The organism is Methylobacterium sp. AC832 (genome assembly GCF_979256025.1).
The window spans coordinates 71,763-93,606 of sequence record NZ_CEEDMV010000005.1 but is presented as its reverse complement, the minus strand read 5'-3'; the positions used below and the strand labels follow the sequence as shown (position 1 = coordinate 93,606).

Below are 21,844 nucleotides of genomic sequence, written 5' to 3'. Positions count from 1 at the left end.
GGGTGACGTCAGCGCAAAAACGTCACGGCGAGCGGTGCGAGGATCGCTGTGATGAAGGCGTTGAGACCGAGTGCGATTCCCGCGAAAGCACCCGCTACCTCGTTCACCTGAAACGCCCGTGCGGTGCCGACACCGTGCGCGGCGAGACCGGCGGCGAAGCCTCGTGCCCGCATGTCCTGAATGCGGAGCAGATTCATGAGCGGCGTCACCAGGATTCCACCAGTCATACCCGTCAACATCACCAGCACGGCTGCGAGGGTCGGATCGCCGCCGAGATTCTGAGCAATCCCCATCGCGACACCGGTCGTCACCGATTTCGGGACGAGGGCGACGATGACATCGTGCGGGATGCCGAAGGCCGTGCCCAAAGTCATGGCCGAGATGAGAGCCACGACGCAGCCTACGAGGAGAGCTGCCAGCATTGGCGCCAACGAGCGGAGCACCGTGGCGCGGTATTCGTAGAGCGGGATCGCCAGGGCCACGGTGGCGGGACCGAGCAGGAAGTGAACGAATTGGGCACCGTCGAAATAAGTCGCGTAGGGCGTTCCGGTCAGCTTAAGCACGCCAGCCATCAGGATGATGGCGACGACTACGGGATTCGCCAGGGGATGCCTGTTCGTTGCCGTGGCGATGCGGTCGGCCACCGCATAGACCATCAGAGTCACGGTCAGCCACAGCAGGGGCGTGCGCGAGAGATAGACCCAGAGCGCGAAATCGCCGGTCATGGCTTCCTCCCCGGGGCGACCCAACGCTTGACGGCGACGAAGGTGAGCGCCGTCGCCGTAAGGGTTGCCAATGTCGAGACGACAACGACGCAGGCCAGCGCCACGCCGTGAGCTTCGAGCACGTCGAGCCGTCCGACGATACCGGCGCCGGCCGGGATGAACATCAGCGACAGATGGGCGAGCAGCCCTTTCCCGGAGCGCTCCAGGGTGCCGTCCACGAGTGGCGCAGCGAGGACGCGTGAGGCAATGCCGGACCAGCGGTCGCGCAACACCATGAACAGGAGAAGCAGTGCCATCCCGATGACCGGACCCGGGACTGAGAGGGCCGTGGCACGTGCGAGCACCTCTCCGACGAGTTGGGCCAGGAGGATCAAGGTGAAGCTGACGATCATCGCGCCGCGATTCTTTCTTCCGGCCTGATCCGGCCCGGCGAAGCCGAGGATCGTCTGCCGAGCTGCCGCTAGGAGACCGCCCCCGATTCTGCGCCGGCCCTGGCGAGACGGATCGCCGTGTCATCGAACCGGAGCAGGCGACCGAGCCGCCAGACCAACGCCTCTTCGAACTCATGAACCGTGCCATCGGCGCCGGCCACCGACCATGCCATGGAGAGCAGCCGCGCGCGCTCCGTCTCGCCGAACTCGTGGCCCATCATTTCCACGAGCAGCGCCATGTCGCGGGTCTGGGCATCGACACCGGCCGCGCGAGCGATCAGCGCTTCGGCCTCCTCGCGGTTGCCGGCATAGCGTCCCTCGACCAAGCGGCAGAGCCGCTCCGACTCGGCTCCGTCGAGAACGCCATCCACCCGTGCCACATGGACGAGAAGGGCAATCGCCGCCAAGCGCTCATCTACAGCTTCCGAATCGTCCGGGCTCGCGGACAGGCCGAACGCGTCGGCAGCATAGGCACGCAAGCGGGCGATGAGGGACATGGCTTTTCCTGAAACGTGCCGCGAGCCTTCGAAGCCGCATCGCTCCGCGTCAAGGCAGCATGGCGCATCGCGGGACCGTGATGCACCGTCCGTGGCACAGTTGCATCACGAAGACGACGCGGGCCGCCTTGCCATCGGTCGAGCGTGCGGATATGAAGCCGCAACGATCCGAAGCGACACCAGCCGTCGCACTACGGATCTCGCCGCAATAGCTCAGCTGGTAGAGCACCTCATTCGTAATGAGGGGGTCGGGGGTTCGAATCCCTCTTGCGGCACCAACACTTAGCTCCCTTCGTGCTTACCGGGCAGAGCCTCCGGTAAGCACATGGTAAGCACCAAGCGAAAATCGATTTCGGTAAGCAGCGACCTCGGAAGTTCGGGGCGCCGCCTGTGGCATCCCAGACATAGCGACCGGGCGCGCCCTACCCTATCCCGTGGCGATGTCAGCTTCGCCCGCCTTCAAGATCGAACCCGGTAGCCCGCAGGCTTGGCGTGAAGCCTTCCTCAACCTGAAGCCAAGCGTAGTGCCCTGCTCTGGCCTGACGCCCAATACCTGGCCGGCCATTCATGCTGCCTCCCTGGATTTCCTCGACAAGCATGCCGACGAGGCTGGCCGGCTTGGCTGGACGACGCTGCAGCTTTTTGGCGTCCATCCTGACCTGGGCGTGATCCGCTCCGACTTCTGCGGGGCCATGGTTCTGAGCGGCGATCTCGTGACCGAGGTTCATCCCGACTTCATTCGCTTCGCGCGGACGCGCTACTTTCGGAACGTGCCCGGCCGGCCGACGGGCGCGGTGCCGATCTGGACGAAGAGGCGGTAGGCGGCCCAAAGTCCTGCCCTATCTCCTCGCGGGCACCGCCAGGAACCCGATCATGAGCACCGAACGCGCCGAGGGATACATCGAGGCTTTGTCCGGCATGAGAGCGACGATCCAGCGCCGGATCTACGAGCCCGACATCACGAACGACGGCAAGCTCGAACTCCTCGACCTGCTCTCGATGTTGGACGATATGCTGAAGGGCGGCTCGTCTCCCGAGGATCACGACAACGACGCGCCGGAGCCGCTGAGTGGCAGCTTCTAAGCACCCCACGATCCGCTTTCCCCTTCGCATCACCGAAGTAGGTGAGGCCATCGCCGTGCTGGACGCAGCTGGGACGAAACTATCCTATCTCTATTACGAGAACGAGCCGATCCGCCGGCAGAGCACGAAGCGCGTCACGCGGGCCGAAGCGGTGGAGATGGCGAAGATCATCGCTCGGGCGCTGACCGCGGAGTTTGGTGGGGAGCCCTAAACCGGCTCAGCCACAACCGGCAGGCCCAGCCATTCCAACGCCGCGTCGAACGATCTGAACAGACGCTGCCGGATCGTCCCGGCGTCCTCAAGCAGCGATACCCGCCAACTCGACTTGCCTTCCTCCCGCGCCAGATTGCCGACGACCTCGCCACCCTGGATCAGGTGATGCTCGTCAGGTCCGATGCGGTAGAGCGAAAGAGGCATGACGATGCAGCTTGAGAGATCACAACCCTCGCTCGGATATGGTTACTGCCGGGTTAATGGGAGCCATCAGCCCAGGTGACTGACGATCCCGGCGAGGCCCTCTCCATGGCGTTGAAGAGGTCCACGAGGTCGTCGGCATCGGCAAACGGTAGCTCTACCTGCCGGACGCCCTTCCATAGGGCTGGCTCTCCGGTTGCTATGTTGAAGACGGTCCAGCCGTTCCCATCAGGACGCATATCGTACTCAATGACAACGCCATCACTTTCCATGGCCTAGCCCTCCGAGTCGGGAGGGAAGCATAGACCTGTGTCGTCTTTTGCCTACTCCCCTGCTGCCCTGACGATGGCCGGGATTATAGAAACGTAGCCTGGCCTCACTCACAGCTGTCTAGGAGATTCTCCGATGGGATGATGGCCTAGGGCACTTGCGCGAACGATCACGGCTGAAGCATTCTCCCGTGCGAATGACGGCTACCGGATGAGTCATGTTCAGTCCAGATCAGCAATTTGTGCACGACATTGATGACTTGAAGGCCATTCAACAAAATCCTACTGCAAGAAATTTATTAGCCGCTATTGAAATTTGATGCCAATGAAGAGTTCCCGGGCGTGGTTGGTAAGCCAATTATGCATTACTCGAGTCCATCGGGCCTGTTAAACGAGAATAATTCCCATATGGTCGTTCTGGATCAATTTTTAGCCTATGCCATATTGGCATTTAAGGATAAATCTGCGTCCGTCAAAGATCTAATATTATACGCAGCACATAATGCAGGAGGGGTTCATTACGATCCCCCGGGCGTCGGTCATAAATATTCGTTCCTGTCGGAAAATGGAGAGCGATTTTTTATGTACGATCAGCCTATATCAATATCGCCGTTGCGTGATGTTATTGAGGTCGTTCTACTAGCCACTGAAAATCTATATCAATCCGTACGGGTCTGATTGAATAAAAATGCTTGTCAAAGTATTTTCTGAAGAATCAAATCCTCAGACGGGACCCATATAGCTTCTATTTCCCAATCCCTCGGTAGGGAAAAGGCGATTTGCCCGGCGTATGGACCTTCCTCAATCTGCCAAAGCGCGTGAAATTCTCCCTCTTTCCCGATGCACTCAACAGCACCCGGCTTTAAATTGCCGGATTGCCTCGGAGAAAATTTTGCCGTTACCCGTGGCATATCCGTAATGTCCATTAGGCATCTCCGTTGGGAGCATACTATGCCGACGCGAGCATGCATTCTGCCACCAAGCCAAGTCGCTTACGAGAAATTTTGCACGGCGGATATTAATGCCTTGCGGCACAGCAAAAAACCCCGCTCCAGCTTTCGCCGGGCGGGGTCAGGTGATCAAAGTTTCTCGGGACGCTGGACGATATCAGGCCATATCGGTCTGTCGCCTTCCTATGTTGGGGTGGGGGCGGTCGCTTCGTGATCTCGAATTCCACAGGCGCCTGAACCAGCACAATCGACCTGCTGACCGCGGTAAGGACTTTGTCACCGATCATGCGGGTGGCGTTGGGAGAAGATTCACCCAGCACCGATCGTGGGATTTTGGACCCCTTAGTAAACCTTCACGACTAGGCCACCCTCGACCTTGTTCGTGACGTCTACGAATCCCTTGCTGGTGGGGAATCTGACCGCGAGCTCCGGCAGCCTAATCGGGGGGATCTCCATAGGGTGATCTTCAGCGTGCTCGAAGATCCCGTCTATGGATAAGACTTGCTCCAGCGCGATCGGTTCAACCTGGATGGTGAAGCCGCTGGAGCCAAGCAGAGTCCTGCAAATTTCTCCGCGATTCTTAATATCCGGGATTATAGAAACTCCTACCCCAGCCCCAATGTACGTTAGTTCGCCTTGTCCAATCTCATACATTGGGGTGTACACAAATACACTCTTGTCGGCATAAGAGGCAAGGATCGCGTAACAGTTGAAGGATACTACGCCCTCGCCCTGTACCGGGATGTCTCCGCCGTATATTGAGAAATTTGACATAATTCGCTTCCTTTATTTTAATTCATGGAGAAGGTCGGCCTCGTCAAACGCCTGGACGATCAGAAACCGGTAGCGTGGGTGCGAACGCCGCTCGGCACCGAGACCGTCATCACCCCCGACTGATCCGCTCTGCGGAGTGGCGAACGCTGCCCCGTGCGGCGCTCGCGCTTTCCATTCGGAGCGAGGACTATGTTCGGCGCATTGAAAAACACATCACGCATTACGCTGTCGCTTAATTCCGGCGCAGCTCTATCGTAGCCTTTTGCAACCATATCTTCTCTGCAGGCTTCGATGGCTTCGTCTCTATATCTTTTGTCGCCTGGGGTGATTAAAATCGCGGGATCATTGATTGTGTTGCAGGCAATGTAGTGAGTAATATCTAATGCAAGATTGACGGGAAACATGGCTATTCTCCAAAGGTTAGACCGGTAAACTGGTGGTGCGAGGAAGAATAGTCAATGCCCCTTCCCCGCCCTGACGGCGGCCGGGCTTGAGGAGAAGACGGATGAGCGTAGTGACAGGTATGGTCCTGTGCATGGGATGCAGCGAGGAAGAGACGTATGAGGATGGCCCTCTCGTCTTGGAGGAGCGCATCAACGCGTGGCTCGCCGAACGGGAGGCTGGCTCCTTAGCCAGGGTCGAGAGAGATTTCGGCGGGCCGAAGCATCCACAGATGCTCGTCGCCGGGATCGGCTACCGAACCCTGCTTGAAGAGGACGAGGCCGCGCTTGTCTCCTTCATCCTTGGGCTGCCGTGGGTTCAGCCAGATCGCCTGATCCTTATCGTCAATCCCGAAGACGGTGATATGCATATACATCGCCCAACGGCAGCGGATCGCGTCATTGAGCACGGCACACCATCGTAGCCCCAAAAACGAAATCGGCCCAGCCCAGCCGAAGCTGAACGATACGTGAGGAGGTGAGGATGGACGACTTCCAAATCAGGCCGACCGAATGGTACCATCAATGCCACGGCTCGGAGATGGCGACAGCCCCTGCCCAGCGTCGCAAGCGCGACGACGCCCTCTAGTAAAGCAGGAAGGAGATGCAATGGAAAATTGGAAAGATGGTGTGGACCCTGCAGTCTTCCGCCTTAACAACGGCAAAGATGACATGGTGCTCCTGATTGAAGATATATCTGCAATGCTCCCAACTGGCGGTAGCACATTGCTGAAAAAGGGGTCGCAGTATCGTGCCGGCATGAGTGGCGGGTTTCTCTACTTTCACCTTGGAGGCAACAAATACAATGAAGCCGCCATATTGCCCACTGACTTAGCGAAAATTCAAATCTCACGAAATTTGACTGTGGTGTGAGACGAAAAACCCGCCGCGGCGTGAGCCGGGCGGGCGCAAGGCACATGGCCATTAGGCTGCGTTCATCAAGTTGGCGTATGGCTTCACCAAGGCGCCGGCTCAAGGCTTTTGAAACTGCCCTGCCGAAGGCCCCTTGGAGAAAAATGATGACGTTCAAAATGCTCTCAGCTGTCGCAGTGCTGGCAAGCGCCATTGGCTTCGGCACCGCCGCTCAGGCTGCACCGATCGCTGCCGCACCGATTGCGGGCCTCTCGGAGGATGGGTTTGTGACGAATGTCGCCGGCCATTGCGGCCTTGGATATTACCCGGATCGGTTCACCGGCCGCTGCCGTGGTAACGGCTCAATCAACCATGGAGCGGGACGCCGCTATGCTCCGGCCTATCGCCGTCCGTATGCTCGTCCGTATGGACGCCCCGCTTATGGTCGTCCCGCTTATCGCGGCTACTGATTAACAGACACCGCCGAGCCAAGGTGCAATAAGAAAACCCCGCTCCGGTTCTAACCGGGCGGGGTCAAGTCGTTCAGAGTCTTGGGTGGAAGTCGCAGCATACGCATTTGGTATGCCAGAGTTATGACGCGCATCGGATATCGCGGATCCTTCCCGCGAGCCCCTGGATCGCCTCGACCATCTCCCGATGCTCTCGATGACGGTCCTCTGCCAAGCGCTGCTCGTGCTGGCGGCGCTCCTCCAAGAGCCGACGCTCATGCTCTCGGTGCTCCTCGGCTTCCTTCTTTCGGAAGGTCATCTCGGTCTCGCGCATGAGGGTACATCGGTCATGCGAGGCCGACACACCGCGCAGTCCGTCAATGATGTCCTTCAGGTCGTTCTGGCCCATCAGCATGCCGCCGATTGAAGCCAGCCCGGCCGTGCCAATCGATGGTCTGTCGGCAATGTGCGGCTTCTCCACCTTGGCCCGCATGTAGCCGATGACCGCGAGGAGAATGCCACCACCGCCGCCCGCGGCCAGGAGCGCGTTCAGGATGTCGACCCACTGCTTGACGTCTTCAGGTGACATGGCGTGGCGCAGCTCCGGCGGAGAGGGAACCGTTCTTGAACATATCGTAGCCTGTCGCGAGGACACACCAGCCCTCGAAACAGAAGCAGACTGGATACCAGCCGAAGCCCGCCGGTAGCCGCGTGTTGAAGGCGTATGCGCCGACCAACATGAGAAAGCCGATGGCGAGCCAGCAGAGGCCACCCGTCAAAGCGCCGACAAAACGGATCACGGGGGTTCGCCGCCACCAGCCGTTGATGCCGAGCCCGACGGCGCGGAGGATTGCCACGACGACGGCAAGCATCCCCCAGCGGGTCTCCGTCATCACCTCGCCCATGATCCGATAGACCGGCATGTCGAAGTAGGCTTCGGGTCGCAGCATGCTCGCACCCCAGACCAGGAGCATGCAGGACAACATCCATTCCAGAGGGCGCGTCATGTGCATTGAGGTTGGGGTGTGCGAGTTCATGGCAAGCCTCCCCAGCTTACTGCTTCGGGAGTGATGCGAGCGCCGGGGCGACGACCTCGGACGCGGTTGCGCCCCTATCCAGCTTCAGCATGCGGAACAGCTTGTTGGCGACCTCTTCCGGCCCGCCAGCCTGATCCATCGTCCATCGGCTGACGGCGTTCACGTCGGCCCGGTTGACCGCGCGCTGGAGGGAGTTGGCGACGATCTCCGCGCCGACGGGGACCGTGACGGTGTTGTCCTTCACCGCGCCGGCCGTCGCGTTGACGCCGAAGTCGAACCACTTCCGCAGGGTGCGCTCGACCAGGGCCTCTGAGATGAGCATGCGGGCCATCGGATAGAACTTGGCGAGGAAACCCATGACGACGGCGACGAACAGCGGGACGAGGATGTCGCTGAGCAGTTGGGCCACCGCCACGACATACTCGCCGTAGGGGATGACCACGGCCGGGGTGACGCTCGGCGTGGTGGTGACCTGCGCAAAGGCAGCCACCGGAACGAGGATCGAAACGGCGAGGCAGGCGAACGCCAGCGCCGCGAGCAAAAGCTTGCGGGTCATGGTATGATCTTTCGCGGTTGAGATGCGCCGGTACCGCCGGGGCTCGGACTTCTGGAAGGGCCTGCGATGACCCCTGAGGGCGTTTGGTGGACGCGTCAGATCTTCGGCATGAAGCTCTACGTGTTGCTCGTACTAATCGCTGTCCTGCTGGTCCTGGGCTACTTCGGGCGAGGCTTAGCCATCTGACCGTCCGGCCCCAACCTGATTGAGGAGCCTTCCTTCAGCGTCGCGTCAGGCGGTCGAACAGCCAGCGCCCGAGCCGAGCCCACGGCGACGGGTTGTCGGGATAGCGAACCGGTGGAAGGGGCCGGCTGGCCTTGCGAGGCGCAGGCGGCCAGATCGGGCGGTGATCGTCGTTCATCAGGCTTCCGACACGCCGGAGCGCGCCCCTGCAATGGTGGTTGGGAGCTTCGATGCCGCCGGGACCGGCATGTCGGCGGGCCAACGGAAGGAGACGATCTCCGAGCGCTTGAAAGCCGCCACCGAGACCTGATCGGATTGGTTGCCGCCGAGCAGGAAGACCTGATCCTTGTTGGCGCCGACCACGAAACCGGTATGGCCCTGCCAGGACGAGCCCGCCCGCTTCTTCGTGGCGATGCAGCCCAGGGCCGGCTCTTTGAGGCCCACGCCCCAATTCTCGAACGACCGGGCTGCGAGGCTGCGCGAACCGCGATGGCCGGCCCGCTCAAGCATCGCGTTGACGTAGGCGGCACACCAGGCCGTGGCGTCGGTCTTGATGCCAGGGAAGCCCGCGTCGGCGAACAGCTTCACCACCTGGGCGTTGTTTGCCGCCCCTGGCCCTTCCTTCAGGCCCAGCATGGCAGACGCCAAGACGAGCCAGCCGGGTTCATCCGGCTCTGCCTTCTTCTCCATGACGTCAACGGAGCTAAGGGACTTCTGCGTCAGTGGGCCGGCGATGCCATCGGCGACGAGGCCCGCCGCACGCTGGTAGGCAGTCACGGCTGCAATGGTCTTCGGCCCGGCATCGCCATCGACGCCTGCGGGGCCGAGGTCATACCCACGCGCCAAGAGAGCGCGCTGAATTTCAGCAACGGTCATTGCATTTCTCCAGTTACCAAGAAATTAAGGACACAATCCGCGAGGGGCGGGCCGGTCAGGGAGCGGTGGAGCGGATGACGGAGGAAGCGTTGGCCGCGCTCGTTACAGGCCTGATGGCCGGACTACTGGCCGCAATGGCCGCGATGTACGGACCCGGCTTTGGGATCTGAACGCGGCGACCGGGCGGCTCGGGAGAACGAGAAACGCAGGGGGCCCGACGCAGGTGAAAGACGGCGCGAAGACATCAGGGATAGTTAGCGGCGTCGTTTCACCGGCATGACACCTTGTGAGGCGGCAGCGGGTCGGGGAGTTATCATCCAGGTCGGTCCCCGGCCCGCCTTTTATCCTACCGCTGGCGTTATGGCCGGACTGCGGGGCGCTTTATAGCGATCTGCTTGCTGTTGAGTCCGCCACAGCCTTAACCATGCCGTGTCGTGCCCTGGGAATAGCCCACTTGGGTGATAGTCGCCGCATTTGTTAATGCTTAATGATCTGACCGCAAATTCTCAGCGGACGGGTTTTCGAATGAGCTTCATGGTTTCGGCGACTTGGCGAGGGGTGGGTATTCATAACCGCATCGAAGCATATGACGATGCTCTTATGCTTGCTGCTTTGCGACGCGCCAAAGGAGCACGCGACGTCAAAGTTCTACGACTCCGGAGTCCTGCCGCTGTTGCTGCGGCTGGCCATGAGGTTGGGGGCACGGTCTATCGACGCTGTATCGGACGATGATAGGTGCGCAAAGGTCTCGTCAGTAACCCCCTATTCGCGGGGTGTAGTAGCTACGGTTGACGGCGACACGGCCCCTGCTATTCCGCCACGTCGCCTCGTGCGCTCCCTCAACAAGCAAGCGAGGTGACAGCGGGTCGGGTGTTCGTGCAGGACATCCGGCCCGTTTTTGTGGGCTACGACCCTGGCGCCGGCATCGAGTCCCGACTTAGGTGCGTGCCGGCTTAGGCTCCAGTCGCCCGCCGCCTTCATGATGGCGGACGCCCCCATTTCAATTCTCACGATGTCAGGGGTTGCGCGGCGCGTCCCTTGCCTGTCACCCGCGTGTTCCGAGTGGCATGGGGGCGCTGACGATGAGGCCAACGAAGGCCGAGGCGGCATTCGCCATTGGGTTGATGGCCGGACTACTCGTGACGATAGCCGTCAGGTGCGGTCCAGGCTTCGTGTTCTGAGCGGGGTTGCGCGGCGACCGGCCGGCTCGGGTGGCGAGCGCTAGGCGCGTCAGCCGGTTAGATCAGGCGATGCCGTGCCAAGCCTTCAGCGCGGAAGCGATCGTCGCGACCTGGGCGTCCGTGTGAACGCCGTCGTACGTCGTGTAGGGGCGAGCCATTCGGCCGAAGAAGCCCGTAGCCGTCCCCTGGCCCGCCAGCCCGCCGATGCCGACCTTGGTTGTAGGATCGAGCGTATCGAACGGCACGCTTGCCGTGCCCTCGACGACGAACACTCCGTTGAGGTAGATCCGGACCTTGCCCGTTCCGCGATGGTACGAGTATGCGATCGCGAATGGGATGTCGGCGCCCGGCACGCTGGCGGCTGGGATCGAGGCCGACTGCGCGCGGGACACGCTGTTGCCCCACAGAATGTCGCCGGTGCTCTGAAAGACGAGGTAGGCGACGCTCGATGTGCTCTTCGTGAAGGAGAGGATGCGCGCGTTGATCGGGTTGTTTTTCAACGAGGCGGCGATTGAGAGCACCGCGTACCCGGTGAAGGACGGCGGCGGCGGGATTTCCAGGCGAAGATCCGACGAAAAGGCGCCGTTCGCGCCCGTCCCAACGCCGAAGTTGAGGGTGGGCCGGTTGTTGAACAGCGGATCGGACGCGATCACGGTGCCGGCGGTACGGCTCTGGATGAGCGTCTTGTCGCTGATGCGATCCTTGCCGGTCAGGGTGTATGGGCCGGCAGGGGCAAGCTCGCTCGCACGGACATCGTGCTTGAGAAGCGGGACCCCTTGCGCGTCTTGAATACTGAGAAGGGCCTGGTCGAGCACATTGAGATCGACCTTCTTCAGCCCGGCGACGGCCGGCACCGGTCGGTCGGGATTGTACCTGTATTGGCCGATGGGCATCTGGTGATTTCCTTACGACAGAGGAGCGTAGAGGCGCTGATGGAAGGCCCAATTCGGCATTGGGCGGCCGAGCTTATCGAGGTCGGCCGCCTGATCCCGGAAGCAGCTCCGCGCGCCCGTGGTGGGTCCGGCGTAGGCTTCGTTGGCGCCGTCGCCGTAGAGCGCGATACCGATATGAGTGCCGCCCACGCCAGTGGTGAAGGCGCCGGGGTCGCCTGAGAGCGTGACGACGATGTCGTTGCCGCTGATGGCGACGGACAAGATCGTGCGAGGAGTGCCGCCGATCTGGGTCCAGGACACACCGTAATTGCCGGGATCGGTGACCGCCGTAGTGTCCAGGGTGAGGTTGCCGACCGGTACGTGCATCGGAAGGCGAAAGACCGTCGCGCTGTCTCTGGTGATGGTCGTGGCGTACAGCGGGAGCGCGTCGAGCCCCTTCAGAAATAGATCTTCCGTGCGCGCCTCGTAGCAGCCGAGAGTGACAGACGACGGTCCGTCCATATGAATACCGTCGACGGTGGTCAGATGATATTTTGCGCAGGCGCACGCGCCCTTTGTCGGGTTTTCGATTGCCCACGCGAGCTGATCGAGCGATGCCTCGGACGAGTTCATCCCGTAGCGAGTAAAGGCCGACATCTGCGAATAGATGACGGGCACGAAGAACCCGAGGTCAGCCGAAATGTCCGTCTGCGCCTGGGTGATATAGCTTTTGTACACACCTGCGGGCAGGGCTCGATCCGCCTCGCCGTGCGTCATCTTGAGGACGAACAGGTAGATCAAGGCATTCACGGCCGCCATGACGCGAGAACGCTTGATCGTGGTGATGAAGTTATCCCAGATGGTCGGAATACTTCCGCCCTTTTTGATCACCGACCACGGCTGGCCGCCCATGCAATGGTTGGTCACCAGGACTGCCGTGGTGTCCGGAAGGCGGCCGGGCTGCGTCAGGCCCCATGCCAAGCCCATGCTGGGGCCCTCGGCGTTCGACAGCTCATAGGCGTCGACCCACTTTTGCAGGTTCGCCTGAGGAAGGTTCTCGCCTGCGTCGAAGGGATAGGTGACCTTGTCGCCCGAGTTGTACATGACGGCCCGACCGGGCCGGAACGGGGTCAAGGTCTGCGGGGTGGCACCCGTGCCGTAGCCGAGAGACTGGCCGATGCGACCGTCATGGATGATCGTCGTTACGCCGGGCGACAGAGACGTAACGCAGAGGAGGTCCTCCTCGCGCGGCGTGACCGTCGTTCCGTTATCGACGAGGTACGTCGCCTTGCTGGCCGAGGCGGACGGACTGATGTTCACGGTGCCGGCAAAAGTCTTGTAGGTCAGCGGGACGCGGCGATTGTTCTTGAGGACGAAGACCTCGCCCAGGCTGGTCCACGCCGGGATCGGAACCGCTGGCGTGTTGCCCGGATAGGCGCTGGCGTCGTGGCGCTGACCCGACAGTGCGGTCGACTTGTCGCTGCCGAGGTCGGCAAAGAGGAGATCCGGATCGATCATCCATCCGACCTCGACGACCGGAACGACGGGCTGTGTCGTGGCGACGCTCGCGGGATAGGACGTGGCGTCGTGTCGAAGGCCTTCCAGGACAGTCGACTTGTCGCTGCCGAGGTAGACGGACGAAAACTCCGGGTCGATCATCCACCCCGTCTCGCCGACGGTCTTTGCGATGGCATCGATGCGCACGGCGCTGTTGTTGATCGCGGCGATGGTCTCGGACGTCACCTCGTCGCCCGGCGAGTAATCGGTTCGCACCGGATCCGGCACGACGGCCATCATGTCCGCCGCCGTGGTATCGAGCGACAGGGGCTCGATCAGCGCCGATTGCTGCGACCAGTAGCAGGTCGCCCTGACCGCGACCTGGAACGTGAACGGCAGCGGAGACGGGACGGAGGGTATCCACCACAGGTCCACATTCTGGCGCATCTGGCGGACGACCGCCACGCGCAGGATGCTGTAGCCGCCCCTCCAGGCCGCGTAGGATTGCGTCGACGCCACGACCGCCGTGCCGGGATAGGGCGTGCCGTCGGGCTGCGGCGGGGAGGTGTAGAACCCGCCCTTCATCGTCTGCAGGGCGGCGGTCGAACTGCCGACGCAGTTGAAGAATTGTAGCTCGAGGATGTCGCATTCCTCGACCTCCTCGATGATCTGGATCTGCTGCGCGCCGCCGGCTGCGTTGATTGTCGCGCGTGCCAGCACGACGTCCAGCGACACGGTGCCGAACTCGGGATCTCCGAGCACGCCATCCAGGTTCCGCCCGCGAAGCGGTCCACTCAGCTCCAGGCTTCGGGCGACCAGGGCCTCGTTATCGCCCGCCAACAGGCCCATTCCGCCCTGAACGCGGGGGAGTTTCGCCGACCCCGATTTGCCGGAGCCGCCGGGTGGCAAGACGTTGATACCGCCAACAGGCATGGTTCAGGCTCCCGGCACGGTGATGGGGGCATTGGCTGCAACAAGTGCAGGATACAGATCGGTCCTGTAAGACAGGTCGCCGGTATAGATGTTCTTACCCTCATTACGGGTCCGTCGCACGCATATAGCTGCCGCACGACCACAAACGTCACCGAATTTCATGTAACACATCTCCAAACGGCTCACGAGCCAGCCTTGCTTTGTGCCAGCGGTGGCGCGGGAAACCGTCAGGTTGGGGCATTGCCGGCGGGGAGGCTTGAGCGAGCCCCACTTCATGATCGGCGCGACGATCTCTTGGCCGCCTGCAAGCCCACTTCCGCCCTCAAAGGCGATGGTGCCGTCCGCCGCGGCGAAGCAATCCACCCAATGGGCGTCCGCATGCGGGTAGCCGTAGGCCGTGACCGGCTCGTCGACATTGCGCTCGGGCGCCGTGACGTCGTCGTACTGCTGGTCGGTCTGGCCGACGATGCGCCGGCCCTCGCGCACGTACATGTGCGGGGACATTCCGGGGACGTAGTAGCGCAGGAACCGCCACACGGCACCCTGTGTGCTGGTCCCGTCCAGGATTTCCGTACCCTTGCCCGTGGGGCCGCCCTGGGACGCGGTGCGACCGGTGCGGGCGTAGGGCCGTTAGCGCTGTTGATCGCGCAGATGAAGAGGTTGCGCACGCCCGGTGTGCCGAGCACCGACGCCTTTGCGACGTACTCGCCTTCGCCGAACAGGTCGTAGGTGTCAGCCGCGATGCGGTTACCCATCACCCAGCCGCCGGCCGGGGTCGCGATGCTGTCCTGGACGGCGTCGCCGGATTTGAAACCAGCGAGCGACGCGGTGGCATTGGGCTTGATGTAGTAGTTCGGGGAATTGCCGGCGATGCCGGTTGCCGTCTCCAGGGCCGTGCCGTCGACCTGGACGCCTATGAAGTGCCGGGCCTCACTGAGGCCCAGCCCGGTAGCTGCGTACACGCCATCAGCGTGATCTTGCTGACGCCGGGCTCCGTCGCCGCGAGCATCGGACCACGCGCCACCTCGACGCGCGAGGTGATGAACTTGCCGCCGTTCGACGATTCCTTACTGAGCTTGCGGAACTCCTCCGCCCACTCGACCACGTTGACCTGAGGGGCGGGCCTCGTGCCTGCCCGCCAGTTTCGGAGAAGGCTCTCAAGGTCGAGGTAAGGTTGCTTCCGGCTCTCCGAGTTCGTCGAGATGCTTCTGGACATATTTGGTCAGAACCATGGTGAGCTTGCGCGCATCTATCTTAAGCTCATCCGCCATCTCAACTGCGACACGCGCCGGCCATGACTGCCAGGCGTCGCGGATATCACGAGCAGTGTCGAAGAAGAGCTTCTCGGCGGCGCCGCGATCTACCAACCGGCCCTGCTCCTTCTCGTAGTCCTGCTTGCGCTGAAGCCCGAGGAAGTTCTCCTTGCGGCGAATGGCCTGCGGGGTCTTCAGATCCGGGTCGTCGGGGTCGTAATCCTCCTCCTCGTCGTCCCCGTCAGAGGGGCGGGTAATCGGAGGCGGTGATGCCGGGGGCGGCGGGGCGGCTTTCTGCCTGGGCGAAGCCGGCTTCTCGCGCGGGTCTGGCGCGTCCTTGACGGTAGCCCGGATCGGTCGGTGCGCAACGCCTCCGCGGTACACGGACGGGCGCTGGTCGAGTTCCCATTCCGATGCTTCGACGTCAACGAGACCGGCGTCGTTGAACTTGAGCAGGTCTTTCTGCTTCCAGTCGGTGACGGTCTTCTTCGACACGCCGCGGCGGCGGGAGAACTCTGCCTGCGTCATGAAAAGCGGCGTCGCGGGATCTGCCATGCGACCGTTACCCCGTTACCCGTTACCCAGCGTTACCGGGTTTTTGGACCCCAGCGCTAGAAACAACTGGGGCCCCGACCACCCGTATAGGGTTGGAGGCCACAGGGTCCCCGCCGCTCGGAGCGGCGCGGTTTGATTGGTCCTAGTGGTCAGCGCTATTGGGGGAGCGGCTGGCTACGGCATCTTCGCCTTGATCTTGCCCGCTGGCCTCACCGCCTACCTCGCGGCTATGGCCGCGCAATTCGCTAGGGCGCATCGAGTTAGCGCCTGAAGGAAGTCCGCATAGATGGCGAGCGGTGAGGCTCAATCATTCCGCATCTCGCTCATCCGATGTCTTGATGCGAGGCTTAATGGAAGGGAGGGAGCGATGCGATCTGATCCCGAAACGATGAACGAGCAGTTCCTGGCGGACTGGTCACGGTTCCATCCAAACCAAGAGCCAATAGGATGGCTTCTGAGGGCCAGACCAATTCCCTGGGTCCGATTTCATGCTCTTCCTGAATCCAAGCGCTATGCCGAGGATGCAGCCGAACGCGCGACGATACTCGCCCGAGCATATATTCTTGCGGCCGAGGTGCTTGGCGAGGGCGCATCTTGTTGGATGATCGCGTCTTATTATTGGTTCGGAGAGAAAGCTGCGGAGGGCGAGCCTACCTTGGAGTGGGTGTATGACGATGATGATGAGGATCTCGGCATATTTCGTAGCGAGGTCAGCTTGACCGAATGGCGTTCAGGTGCACACGACACGTCACTTATGGCGATTGCCGACGGGCAAACAGCTCATGAGGTTTGGATGGCCAGAGCCACGGGGGAGATCTTTGCGCCATACGATGGCGGCTTTGACCTTTTCCCCTCTGACTGGACGCGCGTGGCCGTCCTGAAGACAAAATGGGCCAGCTGGCTTTCCTCATATCCTGGAGGTTTATGAGGTTGATCTGCCGCCCGTCTTTCTCTGGCTTCGCCACACAGCAGGTACCGGAATCGCCGTGCGGGTGTCTAGGGTTCCTAGGCGAGGCTTGAGGGTGGTGAGGCGGGGCATCACTCGCGCCCGTTCAGCGCTTGGCCCGCATCACATCCGATGTTGATGCCGAACTCGATCTCTGCCGTGATCGGTACCTGCGGTGCGATGGGCCACTTCCGCCAATGCTGCATGGACTGATAAGTCAGGGATCAACGAGGAGAAGAGTTTTATGAAGAAGCTGATTCTGATGGCTGCTGCCATGGTCGTGATGGGCTCGGCCCCAGCGCTGGCGATGGATTGCTGCGGGGGAGCCAAGGGTAAGGCGCCGATGTGCGGCAAAGGCTCGATGGCGATGGGCCATAGCGGGATGAAGGCCAGGAAGGGCAGCTGCTGCTGCGAGGGCATGTCCGGTGGCATGAGTAGGAAGCGTGCCTAGTAGCGGAACCCCGGAGCTCAGTGCCCTTCCTGGATGACGTCAACGGGTGATCAAACGATGCCTGTTTCCGAAGGACGGATAGAGGAAGCGTAGGATCGCCTGCCGGCCAGATCAGCCCTTCTTCTTGTAGGCCTGGATCGCGTTCTGGCATCCCGGCGACAGCTTCGACATGTTCTTTTGGAAGCAGGCCTGCGTCTCCGGACCATCCTCGGGGGGCATGCCGGCGCAGAAGGTCGTGAAGTCGCCAGCGCATTGCATCTGTAAAGCGGCCTTGTCCTCAGCGGACATTGGTGCGGCCATCGCGGCACTGGCCGCAGCGGTCGCGAGTATGAGGCTCAACCCAAAACGTCCGATCATGTTCTGCTCCCTCGACCCCAGATGCTGAGGGTCGAAGCTAAGAACTCTGACTTGGGCTGAACCGTTGCACCTCCGATGGCCGCCAGCCCTTAGGGCACGGGAGACACTGTCAGACCTGCCTTCTCGGCTCCGATCGCATGCACTCCTCGAAGCGGGCGCGTCTAGCGCGATCCTCGGCTTCACACTTGCGTCGCTGCTCATCCTAGCGGCGGCGGTTGAACATGCCGAACATGCGGCCTTACGAAGATGTAGCGTTCACTTTTATACTTAAGTACCATGCGGTGATCGTGGCATTATTACTACGCGACGGTAAAACTTCAGCACCAGGAACGCGCTCGCCCTACGAATTTCCGGTGTTCACTCCTGACGACTGGATAGAGTACGGCGGATGCGTTCTAGGAACGTGCGGGAATTTGTGGCAATCCTCGAATGCTGTGACCAGGCGGTGATTCGCTACATACAGCAGGTAAACAGGCGCGAAAGACTGTAAGCCTCGCTGCTTTCAAAGGAAGGATAAAAACATGGCGACAGTGATTTCTTATATCGCGGCCGACGCCAGGACGTTTAATCTATACGAATTTATTGACGAGAATCCGATCTTCTCGGCTCAGAAATCAACAAGCTATAAAATTGCTTTCGGCGAGAGCCAGCAATCCGTCGTAACTGGCGTGGGCTTTGAGTTCGATCCCACCTTTGGCTATCCGACTGCAGGTACCACTACAGCCGCATCGACTTATGTGGGAGGCAAAATCGCGGCCAAACTTACCGGCTTAAGCATAACGACCGAGCAGGCGAACCAGTACATTGCCTCCAACAATCCTGCTGCCGTCAACAAGGATTTGTTTAAGGGCGCCGATACAATTGTTGGGTCAAAGTTCAACGACTATCTCGATGGCTTCGGTGCCAATGACTCCATCACGGGCGGCCTGGGGCGTGATTCTTTGAAGGGCGGAACCGGCGCCGATACGTTCATTTTCAAGACTCTGGCCGATAGCACCGTGTCGAGCACCGGACGCGATACCATCCTCGACTTTCGTCAAAGCCAAGGCGATAAGATAAGCGTCAAATCTATCGACGCGATGTCCAGCTCAACTATCAATGAGGCTTTTCACTTCATTGGCGACAATGGTTTCACGAAGCACGCTGGCGAGCTGCGAGCTGTGATCTCGGGTACCAATACAATCGTCAGCGGCGACGTCGACGGCAACGGCCAAGCTGATTTCTCAGTTCTGGTTAAGGGTATTGCAGAGCTTCACGCGACCGACTTCATCCTTTAAATAAAATCTTCTTCGCCTAAGATTAATGAGATGTCCATGCTGTCTACAGCATGGACATCCTCGCGAGCTAGGTGAACTACCCGAATGCTCCACTCCGCTTACCGCTCCGATCTCCCTCGGCCTTGGGACTGGGGAGACAGGGTGGAACAGACCTCGACATATTTAAGCAACGCTTACCGGCTATCGAAGACGCGAACCCACTCCTGATCGGATGCATGAGGTGCGAACGATGGCCCTACCCTTCCGATGGCTGCTGGCCCTTATCGCCTTGATGATGCCGCCAACGATGGCGGACAATCAAAATGCAGCCGATGATTCAGAAACAAGCGCTATCGAAGAGGCCGTGGGCGAGGTCGTTTTCCGCCATTACATCTGAGGCAGCCGGCGCTTCCGCATCGAACTCTGATGATTGCCAGAGCGGCGTTCCTGCGGGCGCAGTGCGTGCCGGCATGATGGTTGCTGCGCTCGAACCTTGTTCGAATTCGAGTAGTACCCCAATGGGGTCAGAGATTTTGAACCAGCCTCCAAAGTGGAGAAGCGGTCTTACCCGTCTCCGTCGCGGCCTAACGTCGATCCTCATCGGAGGAGAGTACGGCGGCGACCATCCAGTTGCTTGACTTACCCTAACGGCTGGATCTGCGCAATGTTCAATTCGATAGGGGTTGCCTTGCCGAACATAGTCATCGACACGATCACCCTGACGTTGCTGTCATCGGACAGGATGTGATCCACCGTCGCCGGAAACGATGCGTATGGGCCATCGATCACCATGACGCTTTGACCTACCTTCACCCCAACAGGCTCGACGATCTCGCCCTTCGCGATCCTATCCACGAACAGCTGTAGCCCTACGGCATCGAGGCGGGCAGGTTTGAGCACCATTCCGGCGATGTTGCCTTTCATCGTGTGGTCTTCGACCGGATAGCAGACGATCTCGGCGACGCCCGGCCGGTCCCTGGCGACCGCGAGATGAGGTTCATCCTTCACACCGATGAATACCGTCCGGATCAACACCAGATGGCCTTGCGGCGATCGTCCGTAACATCAGCGCCCCCAACTGGGATGGGCTGCCCACCATTTGGATTTCGCTTCTGCTCAGCGCAGCGAAGATCACCGGTACCGATCTCGGCATCCCAGCATTTGACGTGAAACGCTGGGTATCCGAGTTCGAAGCCGTTGGGGGCCGTATTGTGCCCCACAGTCGATACGGCGCTGGCGGAACTTCCTGGCCGGTCGACAGTGCGCACACGCCCGAAATGAAGCAGACATTCAAACGTTTGTCTGACGAGCGGGAAGCCAACAAAATTTGAATTCGCCTTTTCATTGAGCGCGGCGAGGTGGTGTCATGACCGCCTCTCCCGTCATTACCCAGGAGCTCCGAGCTCTCCTCGTATATGATGCTCTTCCGAACGGATGTATCGCCAAGCCGGTGAAAGATGGGGGCCTTGCCCCGCATCTGCACCCAGGCGAATTCGCGATCGTCGATACGACCGACTGTGATCCGGTCCACGGCGAATTGTACTTCGTCGCATGGATGGGACGACCGGCCGCCAATGGCAGCGAAGACGGCGATCTCGCTCAGGCTTACCGCCGCGATCCAGATCTTCAAGATGATTGCCGACGACCCTGCGTCGTCCGGTATCCTGCCCTGCCCAACCTGTGCCGGCCGTCTGGTCTGGGCGCGCGATAGTCTTAACGGTCATCTTCACGGCCGCTGCGAATCCACGGGGTGCCTCCGATGGATGCAGTAGCGGATCCAATCCTGGCGGTGATCTCGGATCACCGCGCCGCCGACGACGCCCTGACCCTCATTCTCGAAACCCTGGATGAGGACGACGAGGAGGCGATGCGGGCCCATAATCTGGCAGCGGACCGGTGCCTCGACGCCCGCCGGGCCATGAACACCTTGGTGCCAGTGACGATGGGCGGCCTACAGGCGCTCGTCGCACACTACGTCCGATACGAGGAATACACCGACGGCTTCGAGCGTATCGGGGCAGCCCTGGAGGGCTGTGATTCCACCTTGCGACTTTCGATGCTGCGGGTCGAAATTATCAAGTCTGATCAGGATGTTGAGGTCGCGAATCGTCCGACCGTCCCTGACGTGATTTTCGCTCACCGTGCCGCATGGGACGCCTTCCAAATAGCGCCTCACGAGGATGTCGATCTGGATGCCGCCTACGAAGCTCAGGGCGACATGCAAGCCGCCTTCGACCTGGTGCTCACCACACCATGCACGACCCGTATCGAGGCTCTCGCCCTGCGCGCTCACCTTCAATGGTGGCTGGAGGAGGAAGCCGACCTCGCAGCCGACTACCAGCCGCAATACGCCATCGCAGAAGCCCGTGCGGCGGAACTCGGCATGCTACTTAATGGAGGCGTTCCATGATGGTGCCGACCCTCGACGACGTCCGCGCCGCGTGGATGCGACTGCCGGCGAGCCAGCGCGACGAGATCGGCCTGCTCGCGGCCGACCTTGTCTTCCAGGGATACCTCTACGGCGATCTGGTGCCCGAGAAGGATCAGGTTCTACCGGACCAAGACGCCCGCGATGCCGCCGGCGACCGCGAGAACGATCGCCTCAACGAAATCCACCGCACAGTGACAGGCGCGCTGCCCGACCTGTTCGGGCCGGATGGCGATCACCCGGCATGGGCCACAAATTCACATGGAGCGCGCTGATGCAGTCCGCCGAGACCGCCCGTCACATCGTACCGTTCCAGGTCGCCGCGCGCGAGCTAAGTCTCAGCCCGACCACCCTCCGTCGTATGTGCAAGGAGGGGCAGGGTCCGACCCTCCTACAGATCAGCACCCGCCGGCTTGGCGTTCGCAGGGGTGACCTGGATGCTTGGGTCAAGACGCGCGAGGTGAGCGGCCAAAGGTAACGGATATCCGACGCTTGGTGCCCATGCCTAAACATCTGAGAGGGATGGTTTGGGACGGTCCGCCCCGAATGGTTGCGCAAAAACAACACGACAACCGATCT

General features: G+C 61.0%; 32 protein-coding genes and 1 tRNA gene. 13 read left to right on the top strand and 20 right to left on the bottom strand.

What is annotated here, in order from left to right; genetic code table 11:
- Window positions 1-8: 8 nt before the first annotated feature.
- The 3 genes from AC0IXR_RS17880 to AC0IXR_RS17870 all read right to left on the bottom strand — a co-directional run bounded on the left by AC0IXR_RS17880 (window position 9) and on the right by AC0IXR_RS17870 (window position 1,653).
- The gene (locus AC0IXR_RS17880; RefSeq protein WP_471761670.1) at window positions 9-725 is read right to left on the bottom strand and encodes an LrgB family protein; all 717 of its coding nucleotides are present in this window, start codon (window positions 723-725) and stop codon (window positions 9-11) included.
- Window positions 722-1,117 carry a CidA/LrgA family protein gene (locus AC0IXR_RS17875; protein ID WP_471761669.1) on the bottom strand — a complete coding sequence of 132 codons (396 nt, stop codon included), beginning with the start codon at window positions 1,115-1,117 and terminating at the stop codon, window positions 722-724. Before AC0IXR_RS17875 ends, AC0IXR_RS17880 begins: the two co-directional genes overlap by 4 nt.
- A gap of 68 nt (window positions 1,118-1,185) precedes the next feature.
- Window positions 1,186-1,653 carry a tellurite resistance TerB family protein gene (locus AC0IXR_RS17870; RefSeq protein ID WP_056424570.1) on the bottom strand — a complete coding sequence of 156 codons (468 nt, stop codon included), beginning with the start codon at window positions 1,651-1,653 and terminating at the stop codon, window positions 1,186-1,188.
- Between the two features lie 202 nt (window positions 1,654-1,855).
- Between AC0IXR_RS17870 and AC0IXR_RS17865 the strand changes: the two genes are divergently transcribed.
- The 4 genes from AC0IXR_RS17865 to AC0IXR_RS17850 all read left to right on the top strand — a co-directional run bounded on the left by AC0IXR_RS17865 (window position 1,856) and on the right by AC0IXR_RS17850 (window position 2,947).
- Window positions 1,856-1,931 (top strand) — tRNA-Thr (locus AC0IXR_RS17865).
- A 162-nt stretch (window positions 1,932-2,093) separates the two neighbouring features.
- On the top strand, window positions 2,094-2,474 hold the full coding sequence (locus AC0IXR_RS17860) for a hypothetical protein (protein ID WP_471761668.1): 381 nt from the start codon (window positions 2,094-2,096) through the stop codon (window positions 2,472-2,474).
- 52 nt (window positions 2,475-2,526) lie between these two features.
- A complete protein-coding gene (locus AC0IXR_RS17855; protein WP_471761667.1) occupies window positions 2,527-2,736 on the top strand; it encodes a hypothetical protein in 210 nt (69 codons plus the stop codon).
- Window positions 2,723-2,947: a hypothetical protein gene (locus AC0IXR_RS17850; RefSeq protein WP_471761666.1), complete on the top strand. Its 225-nt coding sequence runs from the start codon at window positions 2,723-2,725 to the stop codon at window positions 2,945-2,947. Before AC0IXR_RS17855 ends, AC0IXR_RS17850 begins: the two co-directional genes overlap by 14 nt.
- Here the strand turns inward: AC0IXR_RS17850 and AC0IXR_RS17845 are convergent.
- From AC0IXR_RS17845 to AC0IXR_RS17825, 5 genes are all read right to left on the bottom strand, one after another.
- Entirely contained in the window at window positions 2,944-3,153 is a 210-nt protein-coding gene (locus tag AC0IXR_RS17845; protein ID WP_471761665.1) for a hypothetical protein, read from the bottom strand. The genes AC0IXR_RS17850 and AC0IXR_RS17845 overlap by 4 nt on opposite strands.
- Before the next feature lie 53 nt (window positions 3,154-3,206).
- Complete coding sequence (locus AC0IXR_RS17840; protein ID WP_471761664.1) at window positions 3,207-3,422, bottom strand: hypothetical protein; 216 nt, start codon at window positions 3,420-3,422, stop codon at window positions 3,207-3,209.
- Window positions 3,423-4,114: 692 nt separating this feature from the next.
- On the bottom strand, window positions 4,115-4,345 hold the full coding sequence (locus tag AC0IXR_RS17835; protein ID WP_471761663.1) for a hypothetical protein: 231 nt from the start codon (window positions 4,343-4,345) through the stop codon (window positions 4,115-4,117).
- A 366-nt stretch (window positions 4,346-4,711) separates the two neighbouring features.
- Window positions 4,712-5,143: a hypothetical protein gene (locus AC0IXR_RS17830; protein ID WP_471761661.1), complete on the bottom strand. Its 432-nt coding sequence runs from the start codon at window positions 5,141-5,143 to the stop codon at window positions 4,712-4,714.
- A gap of 59 nt (window positions 5,144-5,202) precedes the next feature.
- Entirely contained in the window at window positions 5,203-5,547 is a 345-nt protein-coding gene (locus AC0IXR_RS17825; protein ID WP_471761660.1) for a hypothetical protein, read from the bottom strand.
- Window positions 5,548-5,648: 101 nt separating this feature from the next.
- Between AC0IXR_RS17825 and AC0IXR_RS17820 the strand changes: the two genes are divergently transcribed.
- The 3 genes from AC0IXR_RS17820 to AC0IXR_RS17810 all read left to right on the top strand — a co-directional run bounded on the left by AC0IXR_RS17820 (window position 5,649) and on the right by AC0IXR_RS17810 (window position 6,905).
- On the top strand, window positions 5,649-6,008 hold the full coding sequence (locus AC0IXR_RS17820; RefSeq protein WP_471761659.1) for a hypothetical protein: 360 nt from the start codon (window positions 5,649-5,651) through the stop codon (window positions 6,006-6,008).
- A 184-nt stretch (window positions 6,009-6,192) separates the two neighbouring features.
- On the top strand, window positions 6,193-6,456 hold the full coding sequence (locus AC0IXR_RS17815; RefSeq protein ID WP_471761657.1) for a hypothetical protein: 264 nt from the start codon (window positions 6,193-6,195) through the stop codon (window positions 6,454-6,456).
- Between the two features lie 143 nt (window positions 6,457-6,599).
- A complete protein-coding gene (locus AC0IXR_RS17810) occupies window positions 6,600-6,905 on the top strand; it encodes a hypothetical protein (RefSeq protein WP_471761656.1) in 306 nt (101 codons plus the stop codon).
- Window positions 6,906-7,026: 121 nt separating this feature from the next.
- Here AC0IXR_RS17810 and AC0IXR_RS17805 read toward each other — a convergent pair whose 3' ends face one another.
- The 9 genes from AC0IXR_RS17805 to AC0IXR_RS17765 all read right to left on the bottom strand — a co-directional run bounded on the left by AC0IXR_RS17805 (window position 7,027) and on the right by AC0IXR_RS17765 (window position 15,827).
- Window positions 7,027-7,473: a hypothetical protein gene (locus AC0IXR_RS17805; RefSeq protein ID WP_471761655.1), complete on the bottom strand. Its 447-nt coding sequence runs from the start codon at window positions 7,471-7,473 to the stop codon at window positions 7,027-7,029.
- Window positions 7,463-7,921, bottom strand: a complete 459-nt coding sequence (locus tag AC0IXR_RS17800) for a hypothetical protein (RefSeq protein WP_471761654.1) — start codon at window positions 7,919-7,921, stop codon at window positions 7,463-7,465. Before AC0IXR_RS17800 ends, AC0IXR_RS17805 begins: the two co-directional genes overlap by 11 nt.
- Before the next feature lie 16 nt (window positions 7,922-7,937).
- The gene (locus tag AC0IXR_RS17795; RefSeq protein ID WP_471761653.1) at window positions 7,938-8,477 is read right to left on the bottom strand and encodes a hypothetical protein; all 540 of its coding nucleotides are present in this window, start codon (window positions 8,475-8,477) and stop codon (window positions 7,938-7,940) included.
- Between the two features lie 220 nt (window positions 8,478-8,697).
- Window positions 8,698-8,838, bottom strand: a complete 141-nt coding sequence (locus AC0IXR_RS17790; protein ID WP_471761652.1) for a hypothetical protein — start codon at window positions 8,836-8,838, stop codon at window positions 8,698-8,700.
- Window positions 8,838-9,536, bottom strand: a complete 699-nt coding sequence (locus AC0IXR_RS17785) for an NlpC/P60 family protein (protein ID WP_471761651.1) — start codon at window positions 9,534-9,536, stop codon at window positions 8,838-8,840. The genes AC0IXR_RS17790 and AC0IXR_RS17785 overlap by 1 nt, the downstream gene beginning before the upstream one ends.
- Window positions 9,537-10,779: 1,243 nt before the next feature.
- Window positions 10,780-11,571 carry a hypothetical protein gene (locus AC0IXR_RS17780; RefSeq protein WP_471761650.1) on the bottom strand — a complete coding sequence of 264 codons (792 nt, stop codon included), beginning with the start codon at window positions 11,569-11,571 and terminating at the stop codon, window positions 10,780-10,782.
- A gap of 51 nt (window positions 11,572-11,622) precedes the next feature.
- Window positions 11,623-14,019, bottom strand: coding sequence for a hypothetical protein (locus tag AC0IXR_RS17775; protein WP_471761649.1), 2,397 nt, complete (start codon window positions 14,017-14,019; stop codon window positions 11,623-11,625).
- 3 nt (window positions 14,020-14,022) lie between these two features.
- Window positions 14,023-14,556, bottom strand: coding sequence for an FAD-dependent oxidoreductase (locus tag AC0IXR_RS17770; protein WP_471761648.1), 534 nt, complete (start codon window positions 14,554-14,556; stop codon window positions 14,023-14,025).
- A gap of 620 nt (window positions 14,557-15,176) precedes the next feature.
- The gene (locus AC0IXR_RS17765; RefSeq protein WP_471761647.1) at window positions 15,177-15,827 is read right to left on the bottom strand and encodes a hypothetical protein; all 651 of its coding nucleotides are present in this window, start codon (window positions 15,825-15,827) and stop codon (window positions 15,177-15,179) included.
- 388 nt (window positions 15,828-16,215) lie between these two features.
- On the opposite strand from AC0IXR_RS17765, the gene AC0IXR_RS17760 reads away from it, so the two are divergent.
- Both AC0IXR_RS17760 and AC0IXR_RS17755 read left to right on the top strand, forming a co-directional pair.
- Window positions 16,216-16,755, top strand: a complete 540-nt coding sequence (locus AC0IXR_RS17760; protein ID WP_471761646.1) for a DUF3885 domain-containing protein — start codon at window positions 16,216-16,218, stop codon at window positions 16,753-16,755.
- 262 nt (window positions 16,756-17,017) lie between these two features.
- A complete protein-coding gene (locus AC0IXR_RS17755) occupies window positions 17,018-17,224 on the top strand; it encodes a hypothetical protein (RefSeq protein WP_471761645.1) in 207 nt (68 codons plus the stop codon).
- A gap of 111 nt (window positions 17,225-17,335) precedes the next feature.
- Here the strand turns inward: AC0IXR_RS17755 and AC0IXR_RS17750 are convergent, their stop codons facing one another.
- The gene (locus AC0IXR_RS17750) at window positions 17,336-17,581 is read right to left on the bottom strand and encodes a hypothetical protein (protein WP_311274821.1); all 246 of its coding nucleotides are present in this window, start codon (window positions 17,579-17,581) and stop codon (window positions 17,336-17,338) included.
- 521 nt (window positions 17,582-18,102) lie between these two features.
- Here AC0IXR_RS17750 and AC0IXR_RS17745 point away from each other — a divergent pair.
- Together AC0IXR_RS17745 and AC0IXR_RS17740 are read left to right on the top strand one after the other, a co-directional pair.
- Window positions 18,103-18,858, top strand: a complete 756-nt coding sequence (locus AC0IXR_RS17745) for a calcium-binding protein (protein ID WP_471761644.1) — start codon at window positions 18,103-18,105, stop codon at window positions 18,856-18,858.
- A gap of 229 nt (window positions 18,859-19,087) precedes the next feature.
- Window positions 19,088-19,234 carry a hypothetical protein gene (locus AC0IXR_RS17740; RefSeq protein ID WP_471761643.1) on the top strand — a complete coding sequence of 49 codons (147 nt, stop codon included), beginning with the start codon at window positions 19,088-19,090 and terminating at the stop codon, window positions 19,232-19,234.
- Between the two features lie 242 nt (window positions 19,235-19,476).
- Here the strand turns inward: AC0IXR_RS17740 and AC0IXR_RS17735 are convergent, their stop codons facing one another.
- On the bottom strand, window positions 19,477-19,845 hold the full coding sequence (locus AC0IXR_RS17735; RefSeq protein WP_471761642.1) for a KOW motif-containing protein: 369 nt from the start codon (window positions 19,843-19,845) through the stop codon (window positions 19,477-19,479).
- Window positions 19,835-20,467: a hypothetical protein gene (locus tag AC0IXR_RS17730; protein WP_471761641.1), complete on the bottom strand. Its 633-nt coding sequence runs from the start codon at window positions 20,465-20,467 to the stop codon at window positions 19,835-19,837. The genes AC0IXR_RS17735 and AC0IXR_RS17730 overlap by 11 nt, the downstream gene beginning before the upstream one ends.
- Before the next feature lie 159 nt (window positions 20,468-20,626).
- Here AC0IXR_RS17730 and AC0IXR_RS17725 point away from each other — a divergent pair, with 159 nt between their 5' ends.
- Window positions 20,627-21,247, top strand: a complete 621-nt coding sequence (locus tag AC0IXR_RS17725) for a hypothetical protein (RefSeq protein WP_471761640.1) — start codon at window positions 20,627-20,629, stop codon at window positions 21,245-21,247.
- Window positions 21,244-21,540 carry a hypothetical protein gene (locus AC0IXR_RS17720; protein ID WP_471761639.1) on the top strand — a complete coding sequence of 99 codons (297 nt, stop codon included), beginning with the start codon at window positions 21,244-21,246 and terminating at the stop codon, window positions 21,538-21,540. The genes AC0IXR_RS17725 and AC0IXR_RS17720 overlap by 4 nt, the downstream gene beginning before the upstream one ends.
- The last annotated feature ends 304 nt before the right edge of the window (window positions 21,541-21,844 follow it).

What these genes read in the sequence shown, in the direction of transcription:
- AC0IXR_RS17810 (WP_471761656.1), top strand. Translation starts at nt 6,600, where the DNA reads ATGATGACGTTCAAAATGCTCTCAGCTGTCGCAGTGCTGGCAAGCGCC.
- AC0IXR_RS17800 (WP_471761654.1), bottom strand. Translation starts at nt 7,921, where the DNA reads ATGAACTCGCACACCCCAACCTCAATGCACATGACGCGCCCTCTGGAA.
- AC0IXR_RS17740 (WP_471761643.1), top strand. Translation starts at nt 19,088, where the DNA reads ATGGCCCTACCCTTCCGATGGCTGCTGGCCCTTATCGCCTTGATGATG.
- AC0IXR_RS17785 (WP_471761651.1), bottom strand. Translation starts at nt 9,536, where the DNA reads ATGACCGTTGCTGAAATTCAGCGCGCTCTCTTGGCGCGTGGGTATGAC.
- AC0IXR_RS17790 (WP_471761652.1), bottom strand. Translation starts at nt 8,838, where the DNA reads ATGAACGACGATCACCGCCCGATCTGGCCGCCTGCGCCTCGCAAGGCC.
- AC0IXR_RS17870 (WP_056424570.1), bottom strand. Translation starts at nt 1,653, where the DNA reads ATGTCCCTCATCGCCCGCTTGCGTGCCTATGCTGCCGACGCGTTCGGC.
- AC0IXR_RS17825 (WP_471761660.1), bottom strand. Translation starts at nt 5,547, where the DNA reads ATGTTTCCCGTCAATCTTGCATTAGATATTACTCACTACATTGCCTGC.
- AC0IXR_RS17880 (WP_471761670.1), bottom strand. Translation starts at nt 725, where the DNA reads ATGACCGGCGATTTCGCGCTCTGGGTCTATCTCTCGCGCACGCCCCTG.
- AC0IXR_RS17755 (WP_471761645.1), top strand. Translation starts at nt 17,018, where the DNA reads ATGAAGAAGCTGATTCTGATGGCTGCTGCCATGGTCGTGATGGGCTCG.
- AC0IXR_RS17845 (WP_471761665.1), bottom strand. Translation starts at nt 3,153, where the DNA reads ATGCCTCTTTCGCTCTACCGCATCGGACCTGACGAGCATCACCTGATC.
- AC0IXR_RS17855 (WP_471761667.1), top strand. Translation starts at nt 2,527, where the DNA reads ATGAGCACCGAACGCGCCGAGGGATACATCGAGGCTTTGTCCGGCATG.
- AC0IXR_RS17720 (WP_471761639.1), top strand. Translation starts at nt 21,244, where the DNA reads ATGATGGTGCCGACCCTCGACGACGTCCGCGCCGCGTGGATGCGACTG.
- AC0IXR_RS17795 (WP_471761653.1), bottom strand. Translation starts at nt 8,477, where the DNA reads ATGACCCGCAAGCTTTTGCTCGCGGCGCTGGCGTTCGCCTGCCTCGCC.
- AC0IXR_RS17820 (WP_471761659.1), top strand. Translation starts at nt 5,649, where the DNA reads ATGAGCGTAGTGACAGGTATGGTCCTGTGCATGGGATGCAGCGAGGAA.
- AC0IXR_RS17840 (WP_471761664.1), bottom strand. Translation starts at nt 3,422, where the DNA reads ATGGAAAGTGATGGCGTTGTCATTGAGTACGATATGCGTCCTGATGGG.
- AC0IXR_RS17750 (WP_311274821.1), bottom strand. Translation starts at nt 17,581, where the DNA reads ATGATCGGACGTTTTGGGTTGAGCCTCATACTCGCGACCGCTGCGGCC.
- AC0IXR_RS17875 (WP_471761669.1), bottom strand. Translation starts at nt 1,117, where the DNA reads ATGATCGTCAGCTTCACCTTGATCCTCCTGGCCCAACTCGTCGGAGAG.
- AC0IXR_RS17860 (WP_471761668.1), top strand. Translation starts at nt 2,094, where the DNA reads ATGTCAGCTTCGCCCGCCTTCAAGATCGAACCCGGTAGCCCGCAGGCT.
- AC0IXR_RS17805 (WP_471761655.1), bottom strand. Translation starts at nt 7,473, where the DNA reads ATGTCACCTGAAGACGTCAAGCAGTGGGTCGACATCCTGAACGCGCTC.
- AC0IXR_RS17815 (WP_471761657.1), top strand. Translation starts at nt 6,193, where the DNA reads ATGGAAAATTGGAAAGATGGTGTGGACCCTGCAGTCTTCCGCCTTAAC.
- AC0IXR_RS17775 (WP_471761649.1), bottom strand. Translation starts at nt 14,019, where the DNA reads ATGCCTGTTGGCGGTATCAACGTCTTGCCACCCGGCGGCTCCGGCAAA.
- AC0IXR_RS17760 (WP_471761646.1), top strand. Translation starts at nt 16,216, where the DNA reads ATGAACGAGCAGTTCCTGGCGGACTGGTCACGGTTCCATCCAAACCAA.
- AC0IXR_RS17835 (WP_471761663.1), bottom strand. Translation starts at nt 4,345, where the DNA reads ATGGACATTACGGATATGCCACGGGTAACGGCAAAATTTTCTCCGAGG.
- AC0IXR_RS17830 (WP_471761661.1), bottom strand. Translation starts at nt 5,143, where the DNA reads ATGTCAAATTTCTCAATATACGGCGGAGACATCCCGGTACAGGGCGAG.
- AC0IXR_RS17765 (WP_471761647.1), bottom strand. Translation starts at nt 15,827, where the DNA reads ATGGCAGATCCCGCGACGCCGCTTTTCATGACGCAGGCAGAGTTCTCC.
- AC0IXR_RS17745 (WP_471761644.1), top strand. Translation starts at nt 18,103, where the DNA reads ATGGCGACAGTGATTTCTTATATCGCGGCCGACGCCAGGACGTTTAAT.